The sequence below is a fragment of the Rhodoferax sp. GT1R46 genome, assembly GCF_056521285.1.
Window position 1 is genome coordinate 374,902 of sequence record NZ_JBWMBC010000002.1, and the last position, 21,755, is coordinate 396,656.

The 21,755-nt window shown below is 61.7% G+C and carries 18 protein-coding genes and 1 riboswitch; of the genes, 3 read left to right on the top strand and 15 right to left on the bottom strand.

Annotation, left to right across the window (positions count from 1 at the left end):
• Positions 1–35: 35 nt before the first annotated feature.
• Positions 36–1,067 (bottom strand): ABC transporter substrate-binding protein, encoded by a 1,032-nt coding sequence (locus tag AC097W_RS07225; RefSeq protein ID WP_479601807.1) that lies wholly within the window; start codon positions 1,065–1,067, stop codon positions 36–38.
• Positions 1,068–1,120: 53 nt separating this feature from the next.
• Positions 1,121–1,231, bottom strand: a riboswitch (guanidine-I (ykkC/yxkD leader).
• Positions 1,232–1,464: 233 nt separating this feature from the next.
• On the opposite strand from AC097W_RS07225, the gene AC097W_RS07230 reads away from it, so the two are divergent.
• On the top strand, positions 1,465–1,950 hold the full coding sequence (locus AC097W_RS07230; RefSeq protein WP_479601808.1) for a glutathione peroxidase: 486 nt from the start codon (positions 1,465–1,467) through the stop codon (positions 1,948–1,950).
• 19 nt (positions 1,951–1,969) lie between these two features.
• Here AC097W_RS07230 and glcF read toward each other — a convergent pair whose 3' ends face one another.
• The 6 genes from glcF to glnK form a co-directional block, all read right to left on the bottom strand.
• Positions 1,970–3,220 (bottom strand): glycolate oxidase subunit GlcF, encoded by a 1,251-nt coding sequence (gene glcF / locus AC097W_RS07235; RefSeq protein ID WP_479601809.1) that lies wholly within the window; start codon positions 3,218–3,220, stop codon positions 1,970–1,972.
• 12 nt (positions 3,221–3,232) lie between these two features.
• Positions 3,233–4,393: a glycolate oxidase subunit GlcE gene (gene glcE, locus AC097W_RS07240; RefSeq protein WP_479601810.1), complete on the bottom strand. Its 1,161-nt coding sequence runs from the start codon at positions 4,391–4,393 to the stop codon at positions 3,233–3,235.
• Between the two features lie 66 nt (positions 4,394–4,459).
• A complete protein-coding gene (locus AC097W_RS07245; RefSeq protein WP_479601811.1) occupies positions 4,460–5,374 on the bottom strand; it encodes an SMP-30/gluconolactonase/LRE family protein in 915 nt (304 codons plus the stop codon).
• Positions 5,371–6,237 carry an aldose epimerase family protein gene (locus tag AC097W_RS07250; protein WP_479601812.1) on the bottom strand — a complete coding sequence of 289 codons (867 nt, stop codon included), beginning with the start codon at positions 6,235–6,237 and terminating at the stop codon, positions 5,371–5,373. The genes AC097W_RS07245 and AC097W_RS07250 overlap by 4 nt, the downstream gene beginning before the upstream one ends.
• A 127-nt stretch (positions 6,238–6,364) precedes the next feature.
• Entirely contained in the window at positions 6,365–7,918 is a 1,554-nt protein-coding gene (locus AC097W_RS07255; RefSeq protein WP_479601813.1) for an ammonium transporter, read from the bottom strand.
• A gap of 30 nt (positions 7,919–7,948) precedes the next feature.
• Positions 7,949–8,287 (bottom strand): P-II family nitrogen regulator, encoded by a 339-nt coding sequence (glnK, locus tag AC097W_RS07260; protein ID WP_479601814.1) that lies wholly within the window; start codon positions 8,285–8,287, stop codon positions 7,949–7,951.
• Positions 8,288–8,539: 252 nt separating this feature from the next.
• On the opposite strand from glnK, the gene AC097W_RS07265 reads away from it, so the two are divergent.
• Positions 8,540–10,105: a YifB family Mg chelatase-like AAA ATPase gene (locus AC097W_RS07265; RefSeq protein WP_479601815.1), complete on the top strand. Its 1,566-nt coding sequence runs from the start codon at positions 8,540–8,542 to the stop codon at positions 10,103–10,105.
• Positions 10,106–10,200: 95 nt separating this feature from the next.
• Positions 10,201–11,430: an MFS transporter gene (locus AC097W_RS07270; protein WP_479601816.1), complete on the top strand. Its 1,230-nt coding sequence runs from the start codon at positions 10,201–10,203 to the stop codon at positions 11,428–11,430.
• A 36-nt stretch (positions 11,431–11,466) separates the two neighbouring features.
• Here the strand turns inward: AC097W_RS07270 and AC097W_RS07275 are convergent, their stop codons facing one another.
• From AC097W_RS07275 to AC097W_RS07310, 8 genes are all read right to left on the bottom strand, one after another.
• Positions 11,467–12,600 carry a hypothetical protein gene (locus tag AC097W_RS07275; RefSeq protein WP_479601817.1) on the bottom strand — a complete coding sequence of 378 codons (1,134 nt, stop codon included), beginning with the start codon at positions 12,598–12,600 and terminating at the stop codon, positions 11,467–11,469.
• Entirely contained in the window at positions 12,597–13,523 is a 927-nt protein-coding gene (locus tag AC097W_RS07280) for an ExeA family protein (RefSeq protein WP_479601818.1), read from the bottom strand. Before AC097W_RS07280 ends, AC097W_RS07275 begins: the two co-directional genes overlap by 4 nt.
• Positions 13,523–15,268: a secretin N-terminal domain-containing protein gene (locus tag AC097W_RS07285; protein ID WP_479601819.1), complete on the bottom strand. Its 1,746-nt coding sequence runs from the start codon at positions 15,266–15,268 to the stop codon at positions 13,523–13,525. Before AC097W_RS07285 ends, AC097W_RS07280 begins: the two co-directional genes overlap by 1 nt.
• Positions 15,265–15,687: a hypothetical protein gene (locus AC097W_RS07290; RefSeq protein ID WP_479601820.1), complete on the bottom strand. Its 423-nt coding sequence runs from the start codon at positions 15,685–15,687 to the stop codon at positions 15,265–15,267. The genes AC097W_RS07285 and AC097W_RS07290 overlap by 4 nt, the downstream gene beginning before the upstream one ends.
• Complete coding sequence (locus tag AC097W_RS07295; protein ID WP_479601821.1) at positions 15,684–16,316, bottom strand: hypothetical protein; 633 nt, start codon at positions 16,314–16,316, stop codon at positions 15,684–15,686. Before AC097W_RS07295 ends, AC097W_RS07290 begins: the two co-directional genes overlap by 4 nt.
• Positions 16,313–17,011 (bottom strand): PilN domain-containing protein, encoded by a 699-nt coding sequence (locus AC097W_RS07300; protein ID WP_479601822.1) that lies wholly within the window; start codon positions 17,009–17,011, stop codon positions 16,313–16,315. Before AC097W_RS07300 ends, AC097W_RS07295 begins: the two co-directional genes overlap by 4 nt.
• Positions 17,012–17,022: 11 nt before the next feature.
• Positions 17,023–18,102, bottom strand: a complete 1,080-nt coding sequence (locus AC097W_RS07305) for a hypothetical protein (RefSeq protein ID WP_479601823.1) — start codon at positions 18,100–18,102, stop codon at positions 17,023–17,025.
• 169 nt (positions 18,103–18,271) lie between these two features.
• Complete coding sequence (locus tag AC097W_RS07310) at positions 18,272–21,703, bottom strand: DUF6701 domain-containing protein (RefSeq protein ID WP_479601824.1); 3,432 nt, start codon at positions 21,701–21,703, stop codon at positions 18,272–18,274.
• Positions 21,704–21,755 lie beyond the last annotated feature (52 nt).

Here is a 21,755-nt window from a genome sequence, read left to right on the forward strand (position 1 = left end):
AAGGACTCGGCGCTGCAGGCACCGAGTCGGTTGGATTACTTCTTGGTCAACGCGGTCACGAATTGCGCGTCAAATGTGGCTTCGGTTGCCGGGATCGTGGTGATCTGGCCCTTTGCCTTGAGCAGCTGGGAAATGATCTCGCCGCTGGCGTAGTAGGACGTGGTTTCCTTGGCTTTTACGAAGGCCTTGGGCATCTCGGCCAGCGGGATGTTGTACACACCGGAGAGTTGCTCTTTCACCTCTTTGGGTGTCACGCCCATGAACTTGCCAATGATCTTGGCAGACTCATCGGGCTTGGCCTTCATGTAGGCCAGGCCATCCAGATAGGCCTTGATGATGCCGGCGATCTCGGTGGGCTTGGCCTTGATGACCTTGTCGTCAAACACCATCACGTCCGCGATCAGGCCCGGGGCATTCTTGGAGGAGTACACCACCTTGAACTTCTTGCCGCCGCCCTGGCCCAGAATCTGGGAAAGACTGGGCTCGTAGGTCACGCCAATGGGCATCTGGCCCGAGGCCATGGCAGCCGGCACGGCTTCGGGCGTCATGCTGACGGCTGTGATGTCCTTGTCCGTCAGGCCATTGGTCTTGAGGGCATAGGACAGCAAAAAGTCGGACGGCGACAGCGGATTGAAACCCACCTTCTTGCCCTTGAAATCCTTGACCGTCTTGATACTGGCGTCCGCCACGATGGCATCGCCTCCATTGGAATAGTCAATGGGCATCACCACTTTTTGCATGGTTCCGCCAGCGACCTGACCCACCACCTGGTCATAGGTCAAATGGCCGCCATCAATGGCGCCCGAGGCGATGGCCGGTGGAATCAGCGCGGGGTCGGTGAAGACCTGCAGGGAGACTTTGAGGTTGTACTTCTTGTACATGTCCAGCGCTTCGGCCACGTAGAAAGGACCGTAGCCGATCCAGACCACCGTTCCGATTTTCATCGACGTGGGGCCCGCAGCAAAGCTCGAAGCCGCCACAAGGGACACTGCCAATCCCACGGCGGGCTTGAACAGACGGCCCAGCAAAGACTGGGTGTTGGTGAGGGAAAAACCTGATGAGTGCATGGCGAGGCTCCTGAAGTAAATGACGGGCGCAGGAAGAGACGATTGGTACATCGTTCTCCCGGGCTTTTATCCCTCCGTGGAGCCTCTTGCGAGGCCGGAGCACTCTCGGACCAGACATCACACGAATTCACTATTCGGCGACCGGAACCCTAGTGCCCCTACGCTAGCGCGTTCATGCCTCTATGCACAAATCGCCCTTCTTGCGAAAGTGGAGCACGCAAAACGCGTGCCAGTGTTTTGAGTTCCAAATGGCTTCTGCATGAGCCATTGCGCACCAACACCAGCCGTCATGCCTCGAAATAGTGCACTCACAAGAATGCAGGTAGGCCCACCCGTGCAAATGGCTTTTACTGCTGTTACTGTCGCCATTCAAACCACTTTGCACCAGGGACTGCCCATGACCACTGTCTACGACTTTGAAGCGCTCACCATCACCGGCCAGTCTGTGCCGCTTGATCAGTACAAGGGCAAGCCCCTGCTGATCGTCAACACGGCGAGTGCCTGCGGCTTTACCCCGCAATTTTCCGGACTGGAAGAGTTGCACAAAACCTACGGCGCCAAGGGCCTGGTCGTGCTGGGCTTCCCGTGCAACCAGTTTGGCGCGCAAGACAAGGGCAGCAACGATGAGATTGCCGAGTTTTGCCAGCTCAACTACGGCGTGAGTTTTCCGATGATGGCCAAGATCGACGTCAACGGCAGTGGTGCCCACCCGCTGTACCAGTGGTTATCCAAGGAAGCACCAGGCTTGCTGGGCTCCAAAGCCATCAAATGGAACTTCACCAAGTTTCTGGTGGGCCGCGATGGACAGGTCATCAAGCGCTACGCGCCGACCGACACCCCGAAGAGCATGGCCCAAGACATTGAGGCGGTACTGGCCGACTGATCCGCCGCAGGCGGGTCGCTCAGGCCACCCCGGCAAGAGCTGCGTCCAGCACTTCGACCCAGTGCCGGACCGGCGTATCGGTGCCACTTTGCAAATGGGTGATGCAGCCGATGTTGGCCGACACAATCACTTCGGGATGCAGTTCGTTCAGGTGGCCGAGCTTGCGGTCGCGCAACTGGTAGGCAATTTCGGGGTTGAGCACACTGTAGGTTCCGGCTGAACCGCAGCACAGGTGGGCTTCGCACGTCGCGGTGCGAATGCTGAAGCCCAAGGCACCCAGGTGCTGCTCCACACCGCCTTTGAGTTGCTGGCCGTGCTGCAAGGTACAGGGCGGATGAAACGCGATGGGGGTGGACCGCTGGGTCACCCTGTCGACCAGACCCGGGAAGGCCGCTTTCAATGCGGGTACGAGTGCAGGCAGCAGTTCGCTCAGGTCTTTGGTCAGCGCGCTGATACGTTGAGCCTTCTCTGCGTAGAGCGCATCGTCCTTCAGGATATGGCCGTATTCCTTGACCGTCACACCGCAGCCCGAGGCATTCATCACAATGGCTTCCACGCCGTTTTGCACATGGGGCCACCACGCGTCGATGTTGGCGCGCATCTCGGCCCGTCCGCCATCCTGGTCGTTCAGGTGGAACTTGACCGCGCCGCAACACCCCGCCTTGGGCGCGATCACGGCCTGAATTCCCGCCGCATCCAGCACGCGGGCCGTTGACGTATTGATGTTGGGTCCCATGGAGGGCTGCGCGCAGCCGGCCAGCATGAGCATCTTGCGGGCGTGTTGCCGGGTCGGCCAGGCGCCTGCGTCCTGCTTGGCAGGCACTTTGTTTTTCAGGCTCGCAGGCAGCAGGGGGCGCACCAATTGCCCCATCTTCATGGCCGGACCAAACAGGGGGGATGGCAAGCCTTCTTTCAACGCCCAGCGCACCGCGCTCTCCATGGCGGGACGCTGGACCTTGGCGTCCACCAGCTTGCGGCCAATGTCGATCAGGTGCCCGTAGTCGACCCCGCTGGGGCAGGTGGTTTCACAGTTGCGACAGGTCAGGCAACGGTCCAGGTGCAGCTGCGTTTTGCGGGTCGGTGTTTCACCTTCGAGCACCTGTTTCATCAGGTAGATGCGCCCACGCGGGCCATCCAGCTCGTCGCCGAGCAGCTGATAGGTGGGGCAGGTCGCAGTGCAAAAACCGCAGTGCACGCATTTGCGCAATATGGCTTCGGCGGCCATGCCGTCGGCCGTGTTCTGGTATTCGGGAGCGAGCTTGGTTTGCATGAATGGGGTGTCTCAGATCGCTTCGAGCAAGCGGCCAGGGTTGAAGAGCCCCTGGGGATCAAACGTCTCTTTGAGGCGGCGTTGAATTGCTGACTCTGCCGAATTTTGCAAAGAAAATAGGCCGCCAGCCCCCGTGGATGTTGCACCAGCAGCTACAAAAAGTGTAGCGTGACCGCCATTTTCGCGCGCCAGCGCCTGCAGCTTGGAGGCCGCATCGACCGGTGCCCACAGCCAGCGCAGCCCGCCGTGCCATTCCACCAGTTGGGGCCAGGGCAGATTGAAGGCTGGCGCAGTTTGCGCGACGCTTAAGCGCCACAAGGCCAGGTCACTGGCGGGCTTCGCCACGAAAAAGGGCAATTGCTGGTTGCGGCACAAGGCCCAGTCACCCTGCGCCTGTGGATTGTCCATGCGGGTGCCCGTCTGCTCGGCCAGCATCTTCTGGCACGCGGCCTCCACCGCAGCCACTGCGCCGCGCAGGCGCACAAACAGCAACTCACGCCCCCCTTTTGGAGCCGTGGTATCGGATTCGTCACAGACCCAGCAACTGGCATTGAGCGGCAGCGGCTGGCCACCCCAGGTGTGCAGTTGCTCCAGTGCCTGTGCCTGCGGCATCTCAAACACCAGCGTGGCCTCGGCAGGTGCCACAGGTAACACTTTCAGCGAGATCTCGGTCAACAGGCCCAAGGTGCCCATAGCGCCCACCATCAGGCGCGACACGTCGTACCCGGCCACATTTTTCATGACTTGGCCGCCAAAGGTGAGTGCTTCGCCACGGCCATTGATCATCTTCAGGCCCAGCACGTAATCGCGCACGCCGCCGACACTGGCGCGTGCGGGCCCCGACAGTCCGCAAGCCACCATGCCGCCCACGGTGGCACGCGCGTTGCCCGACCAGGCAAAGTGCGGGGGCTCAAAAGGCAGACACTGCCCTTTTTCAGCCAGCAAGGCTTCCAGCTCGGCCAGCGGCGTTCCCGCGCCAGCGGTGACGACCAACTCGCTGGGCTCATAGCTGACGATGCCGCTCAGGCCAGTCGTGTCCAGCACCTCACCCTGTGGGCTTTGGCCGTAAAAGTCTTTACTGCCACCGCCCCGGATGCGCAGAGGGGTGCCGTCGGTCATCGCCGCGTGAATGCGGTCGGTAATGTGAAGAAGCGAAGAGTCCATGGTTTGCATGGTTGGGATGGTAAGGGGCTGCGTCACAGGCCGCGTGAATTTTTTGAAGCACGCTGCCTCAAAAATTTACTCAACGAAGAAATTGACCGGCAAACCCGCCACATCCACCCGCATGGAGAACACCGCGCCCGAGAGAGGAAACTGCTGCAATTCGGCGGCGCTGCGTCCATGGCGCGCGGTCGTAATAAAGAGTGTCTTCAGGTCTTCTCCGCCAAAACAGGGCATGGTGGGGCATTGCGCGGGCGTGGGGTACTCGGCCAGCAACGCGCCGCTGGGCGCAAACTTGCAGATGCGGCGGCCTTCGAACATGGCGCAGTAGTAGTTGCCTTTCACATCCACCGCGGCGCCATCGGGGCGTCCGCGGTAATCCGTCTGCTCGAACTGCCACAGTGCCGGCTTGGGGTCGAACTGCTGAAAATGGCGGTGTGCCGACACCGCGTTGTCCATCACGTCATAGGTCCAGGCGTGCACCACATGGCTGGGGGTGTCGGCCCAATACACCGTGCGGCCATTGGGACTCCAGGCCAGGCCATTGCCCGTCAACGCATGGTCAGCCATGCGCTGGATAACGGGCGCGCGGCCCTGGCGGCAGTCGATGGAATACAGGGCCGCGCTGCGGTTGACCTTGGTTTCGTCAATCGTTCCCACCCAGAAGCGGCCCAGGGCATCGCACTTGCCGTCGTTGGCGCGCACGGTGGCGGGGTCATACGGCAAGGTGGCGACATGCTGCAGGGGGCCACCCCATTCGCGCGCCCGGAACACACCGTGGCGCAAGGCCATCACAAGGCCGCCGCTGGCTGCCGGTGCAATGCAACCCGGCTCGGTCGGCATATCCCACGACTCTACGGACCCCATCGCCACGTCAGCGCGCAGAATTTTTTTACCGGGAATATCTACCCAGTACAGCATGCGGTCCTGCGGATGCCAGAATGGCGACTCACCCAGTGCGTACGTAAGCGGGCTGAAGGTTTGCCAGCTCATGGGGCACGCTTCACTTCAATGCGCATTTCGCATGAAAAAGTCTGACCGGGCTGCAGAATGCACACGCCCAGATCCTGCGCACTGGCGCCGGTGCGGGCCATCAGGTGGAGTGCGTTATTGACATGGCTGACCGGCTCGATGGCAATGTCGCCACGCTCCGGTGTGGTGAACACCACCAGACGACTCAAGTTGGAGCTGACATGGGTGTGCAGGACGTGATCATGCAGGTGCAGCACCCCGCTCCAGCCATCAAAACAATGGTCCACCGCCAAGGTGCCGCAGTCAGTGTTGAGACCCGGGTTGGCAACACGCTGTGTGGGCAATTTATCCGCACCCATTTCCCAGCGGCCCGTGGAGTCAAAGGCAATATGGCTGTTGGGGCGTTTTTCAAAATAGGGATGCCAGCCCAGCCCCACCGGCGCCGACACGGCGGACTGGTTGGTGATGCTCAGACCCATCTCCAGCGCGTTACCACTCAGTTTGAAGGCCTGCGAGCTGTCAAAGTCAAAGGGCCAGGCGGTATCGGCCTTGTGCTCGTAGGACAAGAGTGCAAACCGGTCATTGGATTCCAGCACCGCCCAGGGCCGCTCCCAACCCACACCGTGGATGGCATGCGGCTCGGGCTCAAAATTCTTGACCAGCGGGTGGTCGGTACCCTGCCACTGCAGGCTGGCATGCCCCACCCGGTTGGAAAACGGCACCAGCGGATAACTGGCCGACTGGCGCACCGAATGCAGGTCCTGCGCGCGGGTGGAGTGCAGCACAGGATCACTGCCCAGCCACAAACCGGCAATGCAGCCGCCCAGCTCGGGTTTGATTTCGCAGAGCAGTTCATCACAGCGCAGGATCAGCGGGGAAGTCATGGTGAAGGGTCTCGGTTGGGGCATTCCGGCGGGAACGCACTGCACAAGTGAAATTGTGCACCGGGATTACCAAAAAAAAAGGCCCGGAAGAACCGAAGTTCTACCGGGCCCCCGCAGGAACGCAGTCTTAGCGGTTGTAAGCGGTCTCGCCGTGTGACGTGATGTCCAGGCCTTCGCGCTCGTCTTCTTCGCTCACCCGCAGGCCGATGGTCAGGTCAACCAGCTTGAACGCAATGACCGACACCACACCCGACCACACGATGGTCGTCAGCACGGCTTTGGCCTGGATCCACACTTGTGCGCCGATGGAGTAATCCGCAGCAGTGATGCCGGTGGCAGTAACCCAATCCGCCACGTAGCCCGGGCCACCCAGGGAAGGCGATGCGAACACGCCGGTGAGCAAGGCGCCCACGATACCGCCGACACCGTGCACGCCAAACACGTCCAGCGTGTCATCCGCACCCAGCATCTTCTTCAGACCCGTCACACCCCACAGGCAGGCAAAGCCACCCACTGCACCGATGACCAGCGCGCCGCCGATGCCGACGTTGCCGGCAGCCGGTGTAATCGCAACCAGACCGGCCACTGCACCGGATGCAGCACCCAGCATGGAAGCCTTGCCTTTGTGCAAGGACTCACCAATCGACCAAGCCAGCACAGCGGCAGCGGTAGCACCAAAGGTGTTGATGAACGCCAGAGCAGCGAAGCCATTGGCTTCCAGAGCGGAACCGGCGTTGAAACCAAACCAGCCCACCCACAACAGGGACGCACCGACCATGGTCAATGTCAGGCTGTGAGGCGCCATGGATTCTTTTCCGTAGCCGATACGCTTGCCAACCATGTAAGCACCCACCAGACCTGCAACGGCCGCGTTGATGTGAACCACGGTACCGCCAGCAAAGTCCAGCGCGCCCGACTGCCACAGGTAACCGGCAGTGGCATTGAGCTTGTCGACCACTTCCTTGCTGGTGTAGGCATCAGGACCCGCCCAGAACCAGACCATGTGCGCAATGGGCGCATAGCTGAAGGTGAACCACAGCACCATGAACATCAGCACCGCGGCGAACTTCATACGCTCGGCGAATGCACCCACAATCAATGTGCAGGTAATTCCGGCGAACGTGGCCTGGAAGGCGGCAAACACGATCTCGGGAATGACCACGCCCTTGCTGAAGGTAGCTGCATTGGCGAACGTGCCAGCCGCGTTGTCCCAGATGCCCTTCATGAACAGCCGGTCAAAGCCACCGACGAAGGCATTGCCCTCGGTGAAGGCCAGGCTGTAGCCATAGATGAACCACAGCACCACGATCATCGAGAAGGTGACCATGACCTGCATCAGCACGGACAGCATGTTCTTGCTGCGCACGAGGCCGCCGTAGAACAGAGCCAGGCCAGGCACAGTCATCAGAATGACCAGCAGGGTGGAAACCATCATCCAGGCGGTGTCGCCTTTATTCGGGACGGGTGCAGGTGCTGCAGCGGCCGGTGCAGCTTCAGCTGCGGCGGGTGCTGCAGCAGCCATGGGTGCAGCAGCGGGGACAGCCGCGTCTGCGGGTTTGGCTTCGGCGGCAGATGCGGTTGCCGCTGGAGCCTCCGCAGGAACCGCGGTTTGCGCCAGTGCCAGGGAACCTGCGGTCAGGATGCCCCAACCCAGAGCGAGGGATACGAGTAGTTTTTTCATGATGTTTCCTGAGTCTTGATCAGTGGGATGTCACAAGGCTTCGTTGCCGGTTTCGCCGGTGCGAATGCGAACAACCTGCTCCAGGTTGTAGACAAAAATCTTGCCGTCTCCGATCTTGCCGGTGCGCGCTGCACCTTCAATGGCTTCGATCACGCGTTCCACCAAGGCGTCGTCAATGGCCGCCTCGATCTTGACTTTGGGCAGAAAGTCCACCACGTATTCGGCACCGCGGTACAGCTCGGTGTGTCCTTTTTGACGACCGAAGCCCTTGACTTCAGTCACGGTGATGCCTTGGACGCCAATACTGGACAAGGCTTCTCGCACCTCATCGAGCTTGAACGGTTTAATAATGGCCGTTACGAGTTTCATGTGTTCACCTCAGCTTATGAATAGTGGGTTGCAGGCACCAGATCTGACTGATCTGCTTCTCCAGTAGATCGGGAGATATTTCGAATAAGCATGCTCCGTGCCAACTGCAATTTGCCAACCACATCTCTTTCTGTCCACCAACAAACTGCGGCTTGCGTTAAGATAACTGTATAAAAATACAGCATGCACCTTGCTGGTGCTTTGCATTCCTGTGCACCGCAATATTGCGCACCGTTTTTGGGAGAGTTGTGAATGAGCTTATCTTTGGTGCAGAGTCGCGCTCTGCTGGGACTGGAAGCCGCCAAGGTCACCGTCGAGGTGCATCTGGCCAACGGATTACCCAGTTTTACCCTGGTCGGCCTCGCGGATGTGGAAGTGAAGGAAGCCCGCGAGCGGGTGCGCTGCGCCATCCAGAATGCGGGCCTCACCTTTCCCCACAACCAGCGCATCACCGTGAATTTGGCCCCGGCCGACCTGCCCAAAGACTCCGGCCGGCTGGATTTGCCGATTGCGCTGGGCATCCTGGCGGCCAGTGGCCAGATCGACGGGACGCGCCTGGCTGACTACGAATTTGCGGGGGAACTGTCCTTGTCGGGCGAACTTCGCCCGGTGCGCGGCGCCTTGGCCACCGCCCTGGCCTTGCACACCGGCAAGGTGGTAACCCGCCTGGTGCTGCCGCCCGGCAGCGCCGAAGAAGCTGCCCTGGTGCCCGGCTCCCATGTCTACCGTGCCCGGCATCTGCTGGACGTGGTGCGCCAGTTTGTGCCCGCAGGCGCCTCGCAAGACACGCTGGCGGCGATGGGCCTCCATGAGGTCAACCCTGCAGATGACGGATGGGCACGGGTATCCCAGGTGCCGCCCGTCGCGCAAGCGCATGGGGCCGATATGGCCGACGTCAAAGGCCAGGCCGCTGCCAAACGCGCACTGGAGATTGCCGCCGCCGGCGGCCACAGTGTGCTGCTGAGCGGGCCACCGGGCTCGGGCAAGTCCATGCTGGCCCACCGTTTTGCGGGCTTGTTACCCACCATGTCGTGCGATGAAGCCCTGCAAAGTGCGGCTATTGGATCCTTGAGTGGCCGGTTTTCCATCGCGCGCTGGGGGCAGCGCCCCACCTGCAGCCCCCACCACTCGGCCAGCGCCGTGGCCATGGTGGGCGGCGGCTCCCCACCCCGCCCAGGTGAAATCTCGCTGGCCCACCATGGGGTCTTGTTCCTCGACGAAATGCCCGAATTCCCCCGCGCAGCGCTGGAGGCTTTGCGTGAGCCGCTGGAGACGGGCACCATCACCATCTCCCGCGCGGCACGGCGCTCCGAATTTCCCGCACGGTTCCAGCTGATTGGCGCGATGAACCCCTGCCCGTGTGGCTATCTGGGCTCCACCAGCCATAGCTGCCGCTGCACACCCGACCAGGTGCACCGATACCAGTCCAAGCTCAGCGGACCTTTGATGGACCGCATTGATTTGCATGTGGAAGTGCCCGCCTTGCCCAGTGCCGAGCTGTTGAATGCCCCACCGGGCGAGTCCACTGCCGGAATCCGTGAGCGCTGCACCGCGGCGCGCCAGCGGGCGCTGGACCGGCAAGGCAAAACCAATCTGGCGCTTCAAGGCCAGGAGCTGGACCTGCATGTGTTGCTGGACGACGCTGCCGCCAAGTTCTTGAACGTGGCCGCCGCCCGGCTGGGTTGGTCGGCCCGCGGTACGCACCGAACCTTGAAGGTAGCCCGCACTATTGCGGATCTGGCCGGGGCACAACACACCCAGGTGAGCCATCTGGCCGAGGCGATGCAATACCGCAGAACATCGGCACGGCCTTTATAAATGCTACTAATTTAATAGCTGCTTGCGCATATTCCACGGGGGCTAACGGGTGATTTTGCTTGGATAATCTCCATAATTGACCCGTACCCATGCCCATGCAAGACACCCCAAGCACCCCCTACAACCCGCGCCTGGTCGGCTGGCTGTCGCTGGGGCAGCTCATCAGCTGGGGCAGCTTGTTCTACACCTTCACCCTGATCATGGGGCCGGTGGAACGCGAGCTGGGTCTCAGCCGGGCGCAGTCCTCCCTGGCGTTCAGCCTGGCGTTGCTGGCCGAGGGGCTGATGGCTTACCCGGTGGGCCGCTGGATTGACCAGGGGCATGAGCGCAAGGTCATGACCGCCGGGTCAGTGCTGGCCGGCCTGTGCCTGCTGGCCCACGGCTGGGTGAGCAACCTGGCCGGGTTCTACGCCGTGTGGCTGGGCCTGGGTGTTGCCATGGCCGGCGTTTTGTACTCGCCCGTATTTGCGGTGGTCACTCGGCGCTTCCCCGGCGACTTTCGCCGCGCCATCATCACCATGACGTTTCTGGGCGGGCTGGCCAGCACGGTGTTCATTCCGTTAACCGCCTGGCTGATGAATGCCACCGGCTGGCGCCATGCGCTGGGCTACCTGGGCGTGCTGCATCTACTGGTGTGTGCGCCGCTGCATTTCTTGAAACTGCGCAACGCGCCCCGGCGCCGCTCCGCGCCCGCGCACGGCGGCACGCAAACCGCATCCAGGCTGGCACACCACGTTTTTAGCGCACCGTTTCTGTTCATTGGTGCCTTTGTGGTGCTGATGATGGCCGTCACCGTCGCATTGCCCGCCCACATGGTCAGTCTGCTGCGTGAGCACGGCCTGAGCGAGGCCTGGGTGATTGCGCTGCCCGCAAGCATTGGAGTCATCCAGGTACTGGGGCGGTTGTTGCTGTATTTCTTTGAGCGCCATGTTGATTTGCACCTGGCCAACCGGCTGATCCCCGGTCTGATTCCGCTGGCACTGGTGGCTTTGCTGGTGGCGCCCTGGGCCGGGAGCGCCCACATAGCGGTGGTGCTTCTTTTTGTCGTCTTGTGGGGCACCGGCAATGGCATGCTGACCATCGTCAAGGGCAGGGCGATTGCCGAATATGTGAACCGCGAGCATGTGGCCTCGCTCAATGGGGCGCTGGGCGTGCCCCTGGCGCTGGCACGGGCCGCCGCACCGCTGGCCTTGGGCTTGCTCTGGAGTCCGCAGGGCGGCTACACCCCAGGCTTGTGGATGCTGCTGGGCCTCAGCGTGCTGGGAGTGGCGGCGCTGACGCTGGCACAACAGTTCTCCCAGCGCACCCGGTTGCTACAAAAATAGTAGCTGCTTGCGCATATTCCACGGGGGCTGCAGCCCTTATTTATCCTTCAATGGCACGCCCATCTGCCGCAGATAGGTCAGTACATCACGGCTGACTTCACCGACGGCGCGGGCCTTCTCGGCCATTTCGGCGGCACTGGCCGTCTGGCCCAATGCCGCCAGTGACACGGCCGAGCCCAGCAGCCAGCGCTGCTCGTCGGGACGGGATTGCAAGGCCATCATGTACGCGTGCACGCTTTCCTGGTGGCGCCCCAGGCGCTGCGCCGCGTTGGCGCGAATCGCCCACAAGTCAGCCGGGTTGCCCAGCACCGGCTCCAGGCGACCGAGCAAGTCGGCCACGGCGCCATAGCGGCTCTCAGTCAGCTGCATTCTGGTGAGTTCCCGCACCAGAGACAGCAGCACCGGGTTACCGGCCTGGCTGGTACCGGCTTTGACAGATCGCTCTGCTGCGGAGACCGATTGCTGCATCAAGTCGAGCGCCGTGTCGCGGGACCCGGAATTCCACAGGCTCTGTGCCTGGGACAGCGCATCGCTGCCCGCCTGTTGCTGGCGTTGCGCCGTTGGCACCGTTTCAGCGGAGGCTGTGGTCGCCGTCACCTGTGGGGCTCTGGAGGACGCTACTACAGCGGGTGTGGGCGCCACAGATGGAGCTGCCGGGGCCGGGGCCGGGGAGGGCGATGGCGTTCGCGGCAGGTTGCGCAGCCCCAGCCTGGAGTCCATGCGCAGAGCCATAGGCTGCGAAACGGCCGCCACAGCAGAGGCGAGCGACTGGGAAGGGGTTGGGTCTGCTGCAGCGGGTGGTTGACTCTCTGGCGCGGAAGCTTGTGCTGCCGGCACGGATTCTGGTGCTGAAGCAGCCACGACTGCAGGCGCTGGAACCGTGGCGGGCGACACGGTGTTCGGAGTAGGTGCCTCCACGCGCGCAATGGACACAACGGGTTTCTGCCAGTACCACCCAGCGGCCGCGAGCACAGCCACCACTCCCAGCAACGCAACCCAAAGCCACCGCCGAGTGCCTGGCTCACCCTTTGGGGCAGCAAAATTCGGTGCTACCGGCGCGGTGCCGCGCTGCAGCGCCGCATCGGCCAAGGGAGCAGCGGCCGCAGCCGGGAACGGGCTGGCCGCCTGGCGCTGGTCCAGATCCCGCAGCATCTTGTTGATCACACTCACGGCTTGCTCCTTGGACTGCTGCCCACCACGACTTCAGCCCGGCCGCGCTGCCAATGCCGCAGGTTCCAGGACTGCCGAAACCGCCGCCACCAGGGTGCGGGCGCCGCCACGCCGGGCGTATCTTTTGCGGCCAGGCGCACGTGCTGGACCGTGACGCGGTGCACATTCTCGCCATAGGCCAGCATCAGGCATTTATGGGCCAGCACATTTACCAGGCGCGGCACACCCGCGCTGAAGCGGGCAATGGCGGCTGCAGCGGCGGGTTCAAAAATCTGGATATCGGTGTTGGCGTCCACGGCGGCCGTCGTCAGGCGGTGGGCCAGGTACACCGGCACGCGGTCGGCGTGCATCGGGCCCAGGTACTCGCTGAAGGTAATGCGCTGCAGCAACTGGCGGATCTCCGGGCGTGCCAACTTGTCGTCCAGCTCAGGCTGCCCCAGCAAAACCAGTTGCAAGAGCTTGCGTTTTTCGGTTTCCAGGTTGGACAACAGGCGCAAACTCTCGACGGTGCGCACCGGAATGGCCTGCGCCTCGTCGATACAAACCACCACACGGCGCCCGGCCTCGACATGACGCATCAGGCAATCGCGCAAGGCGGTGTGCACCCCGTGGCGACTGACGGGCGGCGACAGCACAATGTTCAACTCGTGGGCCAGTGTCATCAGCAGGTCATCGGGCCCCATGTCCGGGTTGGGAATGTAGGCCGTGACGCACTCGCCCTGCAGCGTCTTGAGGAGCTGGCGGCACAACACGGTCTTGCCGCACCCCACCTCACCCACAATTTTCAGGAAGCCTTCGCCACTGCGCAGCGCCACCAGCAGGGTGTTGAGCGCGGCCTGTGCGCCCTCATGCGGATAGAAAAAGGCGGTGTCCGGCGTGATCGAGAACGGGGCTTCACGCAGCGAGAAATGCCCCAGATACATTATTTGGCAGTGCCATCCAACTGGATGACGCGGGCGCGGGTGGCGTCCATGTCGTCCAGTGCTGCGCGTGAGCGGCGATTTTGGGCTTCCCAGTCTTCGGCAGTGCGAATGATGGTGGGCTTGAGCAACACAATCACCTCTTTCTTGCGCCCCATCACCGCCTTGTTGCCCAACAGCGCGGAGAAGAAGGGCACGTTGGTGGAGCCTGGCAAGCCGGACGACGTGCGGCTGGATTCCGCCTGCATCAGGCCGCCGATGGCCACGATACGGCCATCCGGAATGCGCACCATGGTGTCGGTCTCATTGACGTTGCTGGAGGCCAGAGGCAGCTTGTAGTTGCCAATGCTCCCCAGGTCAATCTGCTTGCTTTTTTCGGTGACCGTGGTCACGGAAGGGTGCACATGCAGGGTCACATTGGTGCCTTCGTCCACCTGGGGTGTGACGTCCAGCGAGATACCCGAGAAGAACGGCGTGAGTGTCACCGTCGGCAAAGTCGTGGTGCCTGCGGCGGTGGACGTGCCACTGGACACCGTTCCCCCGGACACGCTGGTCACGAAAAATTCATCGGTGCCCACCTTGAGCACGGCTTTCTGGTTGTTCAAGGTGGCTACGCGCGGGCTCGACAGGGTCTGCACGTCGCCTTGCGTCTCCAGGAATCCCAGCACGGCGGCAAACTGGCTGGTAGCCAGTGCCAGGCCAAACAGGCCTCCACCCGTGGCAACCCCGGGGAACGGCACAGCGCCCGACAGTACCGTGGTACCACCCTGCAGCAAGGCATTGGTACTGGCCACAGCGCTACCCAGCACACCGGCGGCCACAGAGGTCGTGCCTTCCACGTTGAATGCAGCCCAGTTCACGCCGCTTTGATAGCCGTCGCGCAGTTCCACTTCAACCACCTTGGCTTCGAGCATTACTTGACGCTCCACGGCAATTTGGGCCGCCTTCAGGAATTTGTCCACCTGACGCAACTCTTCCGGCATGGCGCGCACGGCCATGATGCCCGCCTGCGGGCTGGTAATCACGCTGCGACCCGGCCCATCGCCCACCAGGCCGCGCACGGCGCCAGAGAGCTCGGACCAGAAATCGGTCTTCGATGTTGTGGAAACCCGGCTGTTCTCGGGTTGCGCGGAGGTGGTGCTGGTTGGCGCAGTGGTTGTGCCGGTTGTGGTGCTTTGCAAGCCGGCGCCCGAAGACACCCGCGTTTCACTCGAGCCCACACGCTGGGAGTTGGGGTAGTTGACGGTGAACACGCGCGTCTGCAGCGTGGGCGCGTAAATGGTGATGCGGCGGCCTTCAATCTTGAAGTCGTAGCCATACACGTCGCGAATGGCTTCCAGCGCCTCGGTAACCGTCACGCCCCGCAGCGTGACCGACAGGGTGCCAGCGACGTCCGGGTGCATCAGCATGCTGTAGCGGGTATCGGCCACGATAGCCAGAAACACCTCACGGGCCTGCGCGTTGTTGACCAGCAGATCCAGCCGCGGTTCCGGCGGCGGTGCAATGGCTTTGGGGGCCGGCTCGGCCAATGCCGCACTGACACTCGCAGGCACCGCAGCAGGCGCTTTGGCTGCGGGCGGGGCCAGATCGGCGCGCACGGAGGCCATGACATCAGGCGTACTCAACGGCCGGTCGCTCGCGCAGCCGGCCAGCAAGCCCACACCAAGCAAAATGCAGGCACTGGAGCCTGCCCATGCGCGGCGGATAGCGGCGTCACCCGACACGGCGGGGGAGAACAGTTCATTCATGGTGCGATTGCCTTCTTCAAATTTTTGGCGGCTCTGGGCGCGCTGGCGGCACGCGCGGGTGCGGCCACAGGGGCCGCCACGGTGCGCTGGATGCCGGCAAACCGGGGTATTTTTTTCAGTCCGCTGCTGTCGCGCAACCAGACTTCGGTTTCGGTAATGCGATCGACACGCTGCTGCCCCACTTTTTGCCCGGGTGCGTACAAACGGGTGCCAATAACCAGAAACGGTTTCCCATTACGTACCACCACGGCCATTCCGTCCGTTCCCAGGGGCGATTGGGGCGCTGCCCCACCGCTGGAGACACTGGCTTCAGGCGGCGGCTGGGTCGGGTCGCGCTGGGCATGAACCGGCAAGGACGCACAGGCCAGCAACAGCGCCAAAGCGGCAATCCACATCGGCACAGACTGACGGCTCTTCACGGCTGGACTCCCACCACGTAGACCTGCAGCGTCAACTCAGGCGGCTGCTTTTCGCTCTTGAGTTGCAGGGCGCCCCAACGCAGGGCTGGCAGCGCAATCTCCAGGGTCTTCACATACCGGACCAGCTCGGGATACGGCCCCGCCACCCTCAATTCCATTCCCCGCCTGGACAAACCGGTTGGCGCAGCAACGGTTGCCGGGGCAACCGGGATCGCAACATCCTGCTTCAGGGTGCCAGTACTCAGCAGGGTCAGCCCCTCCTGTCGCCGCAAAAACTGCACCAGTACTTGCTCCAGAGCAGGCCCACCATCGGCAAGCGGCGCCACCTCTTTGATTTCCTGATTGACAGCTTCCAGCCGCGCATTGGCGGCCGCAATGTCGTCCCGCACGGCCTTGCTGGCGTCTAGCGGCTGGGCGGTTGACTTGAGCTCATCACGCAGCCGGCTCAACTCGGTTCCCTGCGCGGCAAATCGCTGCGTGGCCTGCTGGTGCGCCACCTGCGCGGGCGACAACCACAGCACATCGGCCAGTGCCATACAAACCACGATCACTGACAAAAACAAAAAGGCCCGCTCGCGCAGACTCAGTGCATCAATACGAACCACCTGCTGCTGCCACCATTGCTTCATGGCTTGCTCCCTGGCGCACCGGGCGCTTTGGCTGCATCCACCGGCGGTGGCTCGACGCTAACCAGATTGAACGACCAGACAGGACGCACCGGTGTGGCGGGAGCCGAAGCTACAGAAACAGCCCCTGGCAACCGAACCGGGGCCACAGTCGCACTTTCGACCTTGACGGTGGCCAGCTTCAAGCCCTGCATTAGCGGGCTGGCACCCAGTTTGGCCACCCAATCGTTCAGGGCCGCGGGCTCCAGCGTGAACCCGGACACCTCAAATCGGCCGCCGTCCACACGCACCTCGCTCACCCACACCGGAGCCGGAATGCTGCGTGCCACCCATTGCAGACGATCCGAATGAGCCCAGCCGGGTCGCGAAATGCCCTGCTGCAGGGCCGCCAGCAACTGCTCACGCTGAATCACGGCGGCACGCCGATCCTGCAACTGGACCATCAATGCCGCATCCACTGGCGCCGCGTTGGCACGGCTGCGTTGAATAGCCGACTTGAGACTTTCGACTTCACCCGACTGGACGCCCATGGCCTGGCTGAATCCGATGCTGGCGCGCTGCAGGTTCCAGACCCACGCAGCGCACAAAATGCCGCCCAGAACCACGAACACACCCATTGCGCTGACCATGGTGTGCGCCGAAAAGTAACGCTTTTGCGTTAGCAGGATCGGTGAACAAAGATTGATTTGCTGGGCCATGGTCGCTCGGCTTACAGTTTTCGGCTCTCGGTGCGCAAGAGCACACCCAGGAGAGGCAGGCATAGAGCCCGGTCACCAGCGGCTGCCGCCTGCAAACCGGGAAACTGGGTGTCCATATCCATGGCCGACACCGATTGCCCCATCTCTCGGCTGAGCCAGCCCGCCAGCTCGGCCGAACGCTCCCCGGCAAAGACGCGCAATCCGCCCAGCGGCATGCTGGACCAGGACCGGTCCCACAAATCCAGCGAGCGCTGCACTTCAACCAGGAAACGCTGCGCGCGATCGCTCTCCGCAGGAGCGCCCGTCGTACCCGCATGGATCGCCTGCGTGGCGGTGTAATCGTTTCCGTACGACACCCCGCCCACGTTGTAGTCGGGCACATATTCACCCACGGGCATGAACGTGTCGCCAGCCACCGCAGCATGGTCCAGACTCCATTGCATGCCCATAAAGCCCTCGGGCAGCTCCAGCCTGCGGGTGTAAAACAACTCTTCATTGGCGCTGATGGTCAGAACCGCCTGGCGGTCATCTGCAATAACCAGGGCGGCGTCGGCGCGCTCCAGACGGCCATCGCGGCGCGCCAAAACGCTTTGCAGATTGCGCTGGGCCGTCTCCTGAATGTCGATGACGGTAATCGGCCAGTCCATGGACTTGCCCAAGTCAAGCACCTCACGCACCACTGCCGTCGCCGCAGTCACAACAAACAGATGGGGTGTTCCTTTTTGCTGGCCGTCGCCCACGCGCATCACATCGAGCGTCAGGTCGTCCAGGTGGGTATCCACCATTTCGCGAATCTGGTAGCGCGCAGCCGAGCGCAACTCTTCTGGCGCAACCGGTGGTGCGTCAATCTGCAACAACTGGTACTGCTCGGGACGCAACATGACGCATGCGCCGTACCCCTTGAGGCCCAAAGCCTGCAGGCGGCGCACGAAATCGTCCATGCTATCAGCGCCCTGGCGCTCCACGCCCATCTGCCGCACTTCAAAGAGTCCGTCCAAATTGATGCGCGCGCGTACGAACGCGAATGTCTTCCCCGACCAGGACACGATGAGCTGGTCTTGCGACGCCTTGCGTTTCCAGGGCCAACGCATGCTTAGCCGTGCGCTCGCGACGGGGTGAGGCCAGTGGTGGTGCTTGCTTCAATCATGGATGGGGTGACGGGAGAATTGTCTGCTCTCATTTTAATAGCTGCTGGCGCAATCATGACACCGATCTACGGCCTATCGTGCATTGTCCAACAATTCCGGGAGATTCAAGCGTTTAGTAGTTTTCACGGCGGTAAATCAGAGGGCTTTTGTACACGCCAAAGGTGGCTCGGGCAGATGGGTTACCCACTGTGCCGGTCCAGTTGTATTGGAGCCAGGGCGCATTAGCGGTCGTGGCCACGCCTGAATAGCCGGTGCCGGCATTGACGGTCGTGCATGCGCTACCCGTGGCGGTGGCACCCAGGTTGAGTGTGAGATCGGCCCAGCCGGCATTGCCGGTGCCCGGCTTTGAAAGCGTGACCGTCGGCGATGGATTCGAACCCGCAACCGAAATTGCAGTTTCGCAAGCTGCCAGATTGTTTTTTGCACTGATTGGAAAAACGAACGCGAAGTTGCCAGCGGTCAGCACGGTGCAGGTATCGACACCCGTTCTCCAGCCGGAAGTGGGCGCGGAGTCGTAGTACTCAATACTGGTCAGCACCGGCAACGCAAGCATTTCCGAGCCGTAGGCATTTGCCAGACGAATTCGGCCACTGCGTATTGCCGCAGTGCCCTCGGTAAACCCGGTTGAGCCTACCTCGCCGTCACCCGCACGCAGTGTCAAAGTGACCGGCGCGGTCTGTTTGCTGGTAAATGTGAAAGTGGGCGCGCCAGTGGCGCTGCCAACAACAAATGACGCAGCTGCAATGGTATTGTTCGTCAAGGCACCGGTCGCGGACGCACTGGCATCGGTCAGGGCAACCAGTCGAGCGAAGTCCCCTTTGTAGTTTGGCGTGACCGCGGAAACACCCGCGCCATCCATGGCCTTCACCGTCACCATTGCAATGGGCTGCCCCGAGTAAGTGAACGCACCGCAGCCTTGCATGGTGACGGCCGTCGTGAAATTTTTGGGCGAAAATCGCCCGAGAACCGCACTTTGACCCGCGACCGTTTGCAGAAAGTAACTGGCAGTGGCCGAAATTCGCATCGCCCCGGCTTGCGTCCAACTCTGCACAGCATTGGTGCTGGTCCCTGCGGCCAAGGTGGTCGTGACGGTCGCCAGGGCCCCTGCGCTCCCGCCCACAGGCCCTACCAGTGTCGGGCTGAGAGTCACCGCACCCGCGTAACTGGGTGCCACCGGGTTGTCAGTCAGATCGGCATCGCCATCCACTGTCCACAGCGCAGCCGTGACCGTATTGGAAAAGGCCCCTCCAGCCGAGGCCACCCTCGCATCACCACCGGCTGAGGCGTCGCATGCGGCCGACGGAAAACTGACGCAATTCGTTTGCGTTGCAACAGAAGCCCTGACCGAATTGGCGGCTACTCCAAAGCCCACGGGAACCGCCGTCACGCCAGTAGTACCGGCTAGCGAAAGAGCGGCAGTCGTACTGGTCGCTGGTACATCAAGGGTTGCCTTGAGCGTGAACTGTCCGGTGTCCATGTGCTTGAGCCACAAGGCTGTGGTTGCAGTGGCATCAAAGTTCAAGCCGGTCACGTTGTCGGAACCAGGCAAAGCTTGCGGGGTCGTTGCGTAAGCTCCAGCGGATGCATTGGCAACTTGCGGCGCACCACCAACCGTGACCAACCCAGAAATGGATGTTGCAGGGAAGCTGACGGGGGTGACAGGAGTGCTCCAGACTTTGAGGCCCGTGGAGCCGAGGTTTTTCACCGGTATGCAGGCTGCGCCCGGCGTTGACCCCGAGGACTGTACGGCCTGTACCGCCACCGCGAGGGGTTTGCCACCGGTGATGACGCCCGAACTGGGTACCGTCAACAGGAGGCCGCCATTGGCCGACGTCCAGTTACAGGAGCCACTGACGCCGCCAACAATACATTTGGTTGGGTTGGGAATGGCGACAGGCACGCCCGTACCTGCAGCACCCAGGGTGGCCGTGCCAACCGCTGCGTAAAACGTCTTGCTTGCGCTGGATTGTCCATTTCCGATCGTGATCGCTGCCCCCCCTGACGTGGGATCCCAGACGACGGCCGCACCCGAGGAAGACAGCGTGGCTGTCAATCCTTGCGTGTATTTGGTAGTGCACGCTGCATTGGCACACGCCACCAGAGTCATGGCGCTGGGCGCACAAGAAATGCCGGCCCAGACGGTGGACTGGAGCTCCAGGTGGTCGATGGTGAAGGTGTTGCACGCATTTGCAACGGTGCTGGCCGCCAGCACCTGTCCTTGCAGCAGCTCCGAGTTGTAAAAACGAAGCTCGTCAATCGTGCCGTTGGCCGAGTTCAACGTGCCCTTGGTGCCAGTAAAGCCGGATGGGTTGTCACCCGCATAAACGTAGTCCAGCGCTGCTAGATTGCCTGCGGATGAAAAAGCGCTGATTGTTGGAGCGCCCCCATTCACAAAAATTTGCAAATGATCACTGTTTGCAGCGGGCAAGGCATTGAAATTCCACGAAATCGCAATGTGTACCCAGGTATTGGCGGCAAAGCCTTGGGCCGCAGTCTCCACCGACCTGGTAACACCGGCACTATCCGTGACCTGAAAGTACAGTGTGCCCGTCGCAGTCTTTGTCAGATAGAACCAGTTTCCGTTGATCAATGTGGCATCCAGCAATTGCGCTGCGGGCCCTGTGTTCCAGGCAGCATTCGAATTGAACCAGAGCATGGCCGTGCCCTGACCTGTCATGTTGATGCCTGCGTCAGAGAATCTCAAACCAGTCTGAATTGCGTCAACCGTTGCACTCGTATTTGCAGGGATAGATGCGCCCCTGCACACCTTGCCAGCGGCGGTTTCTTGGGCCGCACCCAATGCCGTCCCGTGCAATAGCTTGATCCCCGAATCAGTAACCTGACCGGCACCCGACGGGGACCAGGCACCCTGCTCAAACCGATATTCCGCCAGCGGAGGCACCGAAGGCACATAAAACAGAATTGCCGCAGGAGCTCCGGGTTCTGTGGCGGCACCAAAGGTCAGCACGTCGTAGTCGGTCGTCGTCAGCTGCCAACCAATCTGGGCTTTTCCGGTACCCCCGTGAACAATGCTTTTGTATTGGTAGATAAAGGTGCCGTCTTCGTTGAGGATGATCTGAAAAGTGAAGGACCCACTCGTATTTGAGGCAGTCACCCACTCTGGCACATTGACCCAGCTCACCACAAATTGCCGGTTGGGTGCAGTTCCGAGGCTAGCGTAAGTTATGTAGCAAGTTGCAATGCTGGCACAGGACGTCTTACTTGAGGCAGCAGGGTAGTTGGGTTTATCCACCAGATTGGTGGGGTCAAGGTCCACACCAAATGCCTTCATCGTGTTGTTCACACTGGCATTGGGGTAGGTGTAGGTATAGGTTTGCGGGGGTCCAATACCTGCAGTACCGCTCGTGCAGTTGGCGTTGTTAAATTGCACCCGCCCGTTGGACTCGATCCGCAGCGAGTTGTAGTTCGTCGCGCCATAGAGGAAGTTCCACCCGATAGGAATCACTTCGCTAATGGTGTCGTCCAGTGTGGGCACCGCCGTACCACAACTGGTGAACTTATAAGGGACAGTGTTGTACCCCACTTTGGTGTGACCTACAGGGTCGATCCAGTTGTAGGTAGTACTTGAGTTGATA